The sequence below is a fragment of the Nakamurella sp. genome, from assembly GCF_048594475.1.
Lineage (GTDB): Bacteria > Actinomycetota > Actinomycetes > Mycobacteriales > Nakamurellaceae > Nakamurella.
In genome coordinates this window covers 1-7,352 of record NZ_JBMDXT010000498.1, presented here as the reverse complement: position 1 = coordinate 7,352, position 7,352 = coordinate 1, and the positions used below count along the sequence as shown (strand labels likewise).

Annotated in this window: 9 protein-coding genes; 3 read left to right on the top strand and 6 right to left on the bottom strand. The window is 73.9% G+C overall.

Annotated features, from left to right (window positions below; all coding sequences use genetic code 11):
- A partial coding sequence (locus ACOJUF_RS22575) for a DUF6596 domain-containing protein (protein WP_420124059.1) occupies positions 1 to 686 on the top strand: 686 nt, incomplete at its 5' end.
- A 33-nt stretch (positions 687 to 719) separates the two neighbouring features.
- Here ACOJUF_RS22575 and ACOJUF_RS22570 read toward each other — a convergent pair.
- The 4 genes from ACOJUF_RS22570 to ACOJUF_RS22555 all read right to left on the bottom strand — a co-directional run bounded on the left by ACOJUF_RS22570 (position 720) and on the right by ACOJUF_RS22555 (position 4,011).
- Positions 720 to 2,108, bottom strand: a complete 1,389-nt coding sequence (locus ACOJUF_RS22570) for a class II 3-deoxy-7-phosphoheptulonate synthase (protein ID WP_420124058.1) — start codon at positions 2,106 to 2,108, stop codon at positions 720 to 722.
- A gap of 189 nt (positions 2,109 to 2,297) precedes the next feature.
- Positions 2,298 to 2,573: a hypothetical protein gene (locus tag ACOJUF_RS22565; RefSeq protein ID WP_420124057.1), complete on the bottom strand. Its 276-nt coding sequence runs from the start codon at positions 2,571 to 2,573 to the stop codon at positions 2,298 to 2,300.
- Positions 2,574 to 2,709: 136 nt separating this feature from the next.
- Positions 2,710 to 3,240: a polyadenylate-specific 3'-exoribonuclease AS gene (locus ACOJUF_RS22560; protein WP_420124056.1), complete on the bottom strand. Its 531-nt coding sequence runs from the start codon at positions 3,238 to 3,240 to the stop codon at positions 2,710 to 2,712.
- Between the two features lie 6 nt (positions 3,241 to 3,246).
- Positions 3,247 to 4,011 (bottom strand): lysophospholipid acyltransferase family protein, encoded by a 765-nt coding sequence (locus ACOJUF_RS22555; RefSeq protein ID WP_420124055.1) that lies wholly within the window; start codon positions 4,009 to 4,011, stop codon positions 3,247 to 3,249.
- A 457-nt stretch (positions 4,012 to 4,468) separates the two neighbouring features.
- On the opposite strand from ACOJUF_RS22555, the gene ACOJUF_RS22550 reads away from it, so the two are divergent.
- On the top strand, positions 4,469 to 5,236 hold the full coding sequence (locus tag ACOJUF_RS22550; RefSeq protein ID WP_420124054.1) for an alpha/beta hydrolase: 768 nt from the start codon (positions 4,469 to 4,471) through the stop codon (positions 5,234 to 5,236).
- Entirely contained in the window at positions 5,233 to 5,991 is a 759-nt protein-coding gene (locus ACOJUF_RS22545; protein WP_420124053.1) for a DUF308 domain-containing protein, read from the top strand. Before ACOJUF_RS22550 ends, ACOJUF_RS22545 begins: the two co-directional genes overlap by 4 nt.
- Positions 5,992 to 6,015: 24 nt before the next feature.
- Here the strand turns inward: ACOJUF_RS22545 and ACOJUF_RS22540 are convergent, their stop codons facing one another.
- Together ACOJUF_RS22540 and ACOJUF_RS22535 are read right to left on the bottom strand one after the other, a co-directional pair.
- Positions 6,016 to 6,963: an ROK family protein gene (locus tag ACOJUF_RS22540; RefSeq protein WP_420124052.1), complete on the bottom strand. Its 948-nt coding sequence runs from the start codon at positions 6,961 to 6,963 to the stop codon at positions 6,016 to 6,018.
- A gap of 10 nt (positions 6,964 to 6,973) precedes the next feature.
- The coding region (locus tag ACOJUF_RS22535; RefSeq protein ID WP_420124051.1) for a hypothetical protein at positions 6,974 to 7,352 on the bottom strand (379 nt) is incomplete at its 5' end.

Genomic DNA, 7,352 nt, shown 5'->3' with positions numbered 1-7,352 from the left:
TCGGCGCGGTCAACGACGCGATCTACGCCGCCTACGGGACGGGGTACGACCGGCGCGAGAGCGACCTGACCGGCGAGGCCGTGCGGCTGGCCACCATCCTGGGCGCGCTGGCGCCGGACGAGCCCGAGGTGCACGGCCTGCTCGCACTCATGCTGCACGGGCAGGCCCGGGCGGCCGCCCGGCGGGACCCGGAAGGCCGGTTCGTGCCGCTGGAGGAGCAGGACACCGGCCGGTGGGACCGGGACCTGATGGCCCGGGCCGAACGCCGGCTCACCCGCGCGTTGGCGCTGGGCCGGCCCGGCCCCTACCAGCTGCAGGCGGCGATCCAATCGCTGCACAACCGCCGGGTCGTCGACGGCACCACCGAGCGGGCCGCGATCGCCGCCCTCTACGACGGCCTGCTCCGGTGGACGCCGACCGTCGGCGTCCGGACCGCCCGGGCCCGCGCACACGCCCAGGCATTCGGCCCGGCGGCCGGGCTCGCCCTGCTCGACGAGCTGGCCGGCGACTCGCCCGCGGCAGCCGGCTACCAGCCGTACTGGGTCACCCGGGCCGCCTGCCTGCTCGACGCCGGCGATCCGCGGTCGGCGGCGGGTGCGGCCGAGCGGGCCATCGCCCTCACCGAGGACGACGCGCTGCGCCGCCACCTGACCGAGCGCTACGGGCCGGCCGGCGCCCCGGACTGAGCGGTGACCGGGCGGCGGTCGGCCGGCCTCGGCTCAGCCGCGCAGCATCTCCGCGACCAGGAAGGCCAGCTCCAGCGACTGCTGCGTGTTCAACCGGGGATCGCAGGCGGTCTCGTACCGGCCGGCCAGATCCGCGTCGGAGATCTCCTGGGCGCCACCCAGGCACTCGGTGACGTCCTCGCCGGTCAGCTCGACGTGGATGCCGCCCGGGTGCGTGCCCAGCTCGTTGTGCACCTCGAAGAAACCCTGGACCTCGTCGACGATCCGGTCGAAGTGCCGCGTCTTGTAGCCGGTTGGCGACTCGTGGGTGTTGCCGTGCATCGGGTCGCACTGCCAGATGACCTGGTGCCCGGAGGCCTGGACCTTCTCGATGATCGGCGGCAGCACGTCCCGGATCTTGGTGTTGCTCATCCGGGTGATCAGGGTCAGCCGGCCGGGCTGGTTGCGCGGGTCGAGCCGCTCCACGTACTCGACGGCCATCTCCGGCGTGGTGCTCGGGCCGATCTTCAGGCCGATCGGGTTCGACAGCAGCTGGGCGAACGCGATGTGGGCACCGTCGAGCTGCCGCGTCCGCTCCCCCACCCACAGGAAGTGGCCCGACAGGTCGTAGAGCCGGGCCTCGTCGCGGCTGGTGTCCATGCGCAGCATGGCCCGCTCGTAGTCCAGCAGCAGCGCCTCGTGCGAGGCGAAGATGTCGACCTGGTGCAGCGAGTGCGAGGTGACCCCGCAGGCGGTCATGAACCGCATCGCCCGGTCGATCTCCTTGGCCACCCGCTCGTACCGCTCGCCGGCCCGCGAGGTCAGCACGAACTCCTGGTTCCACTCGTGCACCCGGGCGAGGTCGCCCATGCCGGTGGCGGTGACGGCCCGGACGAGGTTCATCGCCGCGGACGAGTTGGCGTACGCCCGCACCATCCGGGACGGGTCCGGCACCCGCGCCTCGGGCGTGGTGGCCAGCGAGTTGATGATGTCGCCGCGGTAGGACGGCAGCCCCAGCGCGTCGATGTTCGACGATCGCGGCTTGGCGTACTGACCGGCGATCCGGGCCACCTTGACCACCGGCAGCGACGCGCCGTAGGTCAGGACCACCGCCATCTGCAGCAGCGTGCGGATGTTGCCGCGGATGTGCTGCTCGGTGTTGTCCACGTAGGTCTCGGCGCAATCGCCGCCCTGCAGCAGGAACGCCTCCCCACGGGCGACCGCGGCGAGCTGGTCGTGCAGCTTGTCGACCTCGCCCGGCACCGTGACCGGCGGCACCGCCTCGAGCACCGCCCGCACGGCCAGCACCTGCTCCGGGTCCGGCCACTCCGGCTGCTGCGCGGCGGGCCGGGCCAGCGCGTCGTCCAGCCGGTTCCGCAGCTCGGCCGGCAGCGGCGGCAGGCTCGGCAGGATGTCCGCCGGGATGTCGATGGTCCAGTTCACGCCGGACAGCCTAATGCGCGCCGTCGCCGACCCGGACACGACAGCACGACGACGGCCGGCGCGGCAACGCGAACGGCGGCGCGGCGACGACGGGACGACGGTGCGACGACGGCCGGACGCGAGCGCGAACGACAACGGCCGCCCGGCCCGGGGATCCGGGCGGGGCGGCCGTGTCGGGGCGGCGGTCGGTCAGACCGACGGCACCAGGGCGACCAGCTTGTCGGTGGTCGCGCGGTACTGGGCCAGCGCCTTCTCGGCGAAATCGAAGCCGGCGGCGGTGACGTCCTGCGCCTTGGGCAGCTCGACCGGGAGCTCGACGGCGGGCAGCTCGACGGCCGGCTTCGGCAGCTCGGCGACCTGCTTGGCGAACGCCTCGACGGCCTCCACGAACTGGTCCTGCAGCTTGGCCACGGCGGCCAGGTACTCGTCGGCAACCTTGGTGGCCTCGGCGACGTAATCGGTCATGATGATCTCCTTCGGGACGGTGTTCAACTCGATGTGCTTAGTCTGCCAAGCATTGCTTGGTCTGTCAAGCACTTGTGCTTGGTGAACAACGCATCGTGGTGCGGGTCACGCGCGGGCCCGTCCGGCCGGTTCCGGCTCAGCGGCCGCGGCGCCGTCCCTGCAGGACGTCCTGGGCGACCTGCCAGCGGGCCCGGGCCAACCGGGCGTCGGCCAGGGCGTCGTGCCGGTCACTCCCGGGCCCGGGGATCGGCGGGCACCCGGCCGCCTCCCAGTGCTGGCGGATCTCGCGGGTCAGCCGGGGCACGTCGCGCGGCAGATCGGGCATCGAGCCCCACAGCTGGGCCAGCACCACGTGGTCGTAGGCGGCGAACCAGGCCCACAGCTCCACGGGCAACCCGGGCGCGGTGAGGAAGGCGTAGAGCTCCTCGCGGATCGTGACCCGGGACCGCCAGGCCGGGTCGGCCGGCGACGGCAACTTGTCCAGGACGTGCCCGCGGACCCACGCGCTGGCCCGGCCCGGGTCGAACTCGGTGGAGACCGCGTAGAACTCCCGGCCGTCCTCGGCGATCACGCCGATGGACACCAACTCAATGGTGCGGCCGTCCTCGATGAATTCGCAGTCGTAGAAGTACCGGGCGACCGGGCCCTGCCGGATCGGGACGACCAAGTCGGCTCAGCCGGCCTTCGTGCCGGGCAATCGGGTGACCGTGCCCGGGCCGCGGCCCTCGACCGGCGTCACCGATGCCCCGGCGGCCTGCTGGTTGGCCAGATCCTCCTTGACCTTGGCCGCGTACTTGTCCACGTACTGCTGGCCGGAGAGCTCCATCAACCGGTACATGATCTCGTCGGTCATCGACCGCTCGACGAACCGGTCGCCGGCCATGCCCTCGTACCGGGAGAAGTCCAGCGGGCGGCCGACGACCATCTTGATGCGGCCGGGCCGCCAGATCTTCGACCCGATCGGGTTCACCTTGTCGGTGCCGATCATGGCGACCGGGACGACCGGCACGTTGGCCTCGAGGGCCATCCGGGCGACGCCGGTCTTGCCCTTGTACAGCTTGGCGTCCGGCGAACGGGTGCCCTCCGGGTAGATGCCCAGGATGTGGCCCTGCTTGAGCAGCCTGACGCCCGTGTCCAGCGAGGCCCGGGCGGCCGACGCTCCGCTGCGGTCGATCGGCACCTGACCGACGCCGCTGAAGAACCAGCGCTTGAGCGTGCCCTTGACGCCCTTCTCGGTGAAGTACTCGCTCTTGGCCAGGTAGGTCACCCGCCGCTTGATGTAGAGCGGGGTGAAGAACGAGTCGGCGACCGAGATGTGGTTGCCGGCGAGGATGACGCCGCCCTCGGCCGGGATGTACTCGACGCCGGTGACCTTGCACGGGAACAGCAGCCGGAGCCAGGGCCCCAGGAAGACGTACTTCATGAGCTTGTAGACCACGCGCGCAGGCCTCTCACTGCCGGAAGGGAGAACGCCCGACCGCCGGAATCGGGCTGCGGACAACCGTACGCCGCCTGGCAAGTCGACGGCGGGACGATCACCGACGGACACGGACACGGCCGGGAAACGGCCAGGAACACGGCCAGGAACACGGCCGGCACCGTGGCCGACAACCGGGCCAGGGCACCGGTACCGGGGCGGCCGGCCGACCGGGCCGACCGCCGTCCGCCGGTGAGCCGCCCCGCCGCCGAAACGGGAGGACCCGGAACCAGACGGACGCCGCCGGACGCGCGCAGGCCCGATGACGGAGCGAGACGGAAGCACCACGGCCCGACACCACGGGCCGCGCGGCGACGCCCGGCGCGCCGCCGACCAAGCGGACCCGGGCCCCCGGCAGGCATGATTGAGGGGCAGCCGCCGACCCGAGCGGTGTCGACGCCTACTCCGGGAGCCCCCGATGACCGCCAGCGCCGCGGAACGCGACTTCGCGCCGTTCCGGCACGACGGGTCCGACATCGGCGTGCTGCTGTGCCACGGGTTCCCCGGCGCGCCCGGTTCGATGCGCGACTGGGCCGACCACCTGGCCGCGGCCGGGTACACGGTGCGGCTGCCCCTGCTGCCCGGTCACGGGACCCGCTGGCCCGACGCCAACCGCACCACCTTCGACGACTGGCTGGCCGAGGTCACCAGGGCGTTCCAGGAGCTGCGGGCGACCTGCCGGGCGGTCTTCATCTGCGGGCTGTCGATGGGCGGCACGCTCACCCTGCGGCTGGCCGAGCTGTACCCGGACGCGGTCGACGGGATCGTCCTGGTCAACCCGTCCGTGCTGACCCTGCGCTGGGACGCCCGGTGGCTGCTGCCCTGGCTGCACCGCGTGCTGCCGGCCTACCCCGGCATCATCGGCGACATCGCCAAGCCGGGCGTCACCGAGCCGGGTTACCGGTACATCCCGACCAAGGCCGCCTACTCGCTGTCCCGGGCCTGGCCGGTGGTTCGCGCCGACCTGCCGAAGGTGACCGCGCCGGTCCTGCTGCTGCACTCCACCGTCGACCACATCGTCGAACCGGAGAACGCGCGGGTGGTCCGCGCCGAGATCGGGTCGGACGACGTCACCGACATCGAGCTGACCCGCAGCTACCACGTCGCCACCATGGATCACGACGCCGAGCTGATCATGACTTCCTCGGTGGAGTTCATCCAGAAGGTCACCGCGGGCCTGCCGTGACCGTGGCCCCCGGAGACGACGAGCGCCCCGACCGTCCGGAGACGGCCGGTTCGTCGGGGCGCCCGGGACCGGCCGGCGGTGAGCCGCCCGGGCGGGCCTGGCGCAGCAACCCGAGCGACGACGACGTCGACGCCGCCTTCGCCGACATCGTGTCCGGCATGATCACCGACAGCGTGCGGCGGCACCCGTCCGGCAACGGGCCGGTCGGCCCGGTCCGTCCCGGTCCCGCCGATCTCGACCGGGCCGACCTCGACCGGTCCGAACCGGCCGGGCCGGACCGCGCCGATCCGGCCGGATTCGACCCGACCGGGTTCGACGGGACCGGGTTCGACGGGACCGATCGGGATCGGGTGGACTTCGACCCGGCCGAGCTCGACCCGGAGGACCCGCCGGACCCGGCGTCCGAGCGGGCGCGGCGGCGCGAGCTGCGCCGGCGGGAACGGGCGGCCGAGCTGGCCGCGTTCCGCGCGGCCGAACAGCAGCAGCAGGAAGAACGGGACGCCGATCAGGAGCACTACACCCCGCCCGACCCGCCACCGCTGCCCCGGCCCCGGCTGCGCACCGTCGGCTCGGTGCTGATGATCCTGGGCGGGATCCTGCTGCTGGCCCGGCCCGGCATCCTGGCGGTCGGTCCCGACCTGGCGCTGATCTTCGCCGTGCTGCTCATCGTCGGCGGCGCGACGCTGCTGGTCACCGGCATCTGGCGGCGCCGCGGCGGCGACGGCGACGGCTGGGACGACGGGGCCGTCGTCTGACCGAGCCCGGTCCGGTCGGGCCGGTCAGGCTCCGCCGACGGCCTCCGCGGCCAGCAGTCCGGCGCCGATGATGCCGGCGCGGTCGCCGAACCGGGCCAGTTCCACCCGCGGCAGCGGCCGATGGCCGGCCCCGGTGATCGACCCGGCGAACTCCGACGCGGCCAGGGGCAGGAACATGCCCGCCGCCGCCGACACGCCGCCCCCGATGACGATGACCTCGGGATCGAGCACGTCGGTGACCAGGGCGAGCCCGACGGCCAGCCACCGGCCCAGGTCGTCCATCGCGTGCAGCGCGACCGGATCGCCCTCGGTGGCCGCGACCGCGACCATCGTTCCGGTGACCGCGTCCGGGTCGTCGCCGCACAACCGGCGCAGCACGGGGGCGTCGTGGTCGGCCATCCGCAGCCGGGCCGTCTGGGCCAGCGCGGTGCCCGAGCAGTACCGCTCCCAGCAGCCCCGCTTGCCGCACGGGCAGGGCCGGCCGTCCGGCACCACCGTCAGGTGGCCCAGCTCGGGCGCGACGCCGTGGGCCCCGCGGTAGATCCGGCCGTCCACCACCAGGCCGGCGCCGATGCCGGTGCCCAGCGCGATCAGCAGCGCCAGGGGCGAGCCGGCGGACACACCGCGCCGGAACTCAGCCCAGGCGGCGGAGTTCACGTCGTGGTCCATCACCACCGGCAGCCCGACCCGCTCGGAGATGCGCTGCGGCACCGGCGCATCGCGCCAGGCCAGGTGCGGGGCGAACATCACCCGGCGGCGATCGGCGCTGACGAACCCGGCCACCGCCAGTCCCACCGCCTCGACCGGCCGGGTGGCGGCCAGCTTGGTGATCAGGGTGACCAGCAGGTCCTCGGTCTCCCGCTCCGTGCGCGGGGTGGTGTCGCGCAGGGGCGGTCCGAGCACCTCGGTCCCGTCCAGGACGGCCGCGCGCACCGAGGTGCCCCCGATGTCGATGCCGATGGTGGTCGTCACGGGCGCTCCCTCACAGGATGTCGATGCGCTCGAAGCCGCCCCGGCGGGTCGGCGGCGGGGGCGGCGGATCGCCGGCGCCCCGCGGAGCGGCCGGGCCGGTCCCGGCGGCGGGGGCGGGACCGGGGGCGGGCGCCTCGGGGATCATCGATCGCAGGGCGCGGACGATCAACAGGGCGCCGTCCACCAGCTTGGCGGTGGTCTCCGGGCGTTCGCCGCGGAGCATGGCCAGGAACCGGCACAGCGGGCACGCCGTGCAGGACGCCCCGGGCAGCGAACCGCACTCCGGGCACCGGCCGTCCGGGCCCCGTGGGCGGCCGTCCGGCACCTGCTCGGCGCCGGCGTCGGCGGCCGGGGTGGCGCCGCCCGCCGGACCGGGCGGGGTGGCACCG

Bases quoted from the DNA above. Each gene is read 5' to 3' on its own strand.
- ACOJUF_RS22550 (WP_420124054.1), top strand. From the start codon at position 4,469: ATGACCGCCAGCGCCGCGGAACGCGACTTCGCGCCGTTCCGGCACGAC.
- ACOJUF_RS22565 (WP_420124057.1), bottom strand. From the start codon at position 2,573: ATGACCGATTACGTCGCCGAGGCCACCAAGGTTGCCGACGAGTACCTG.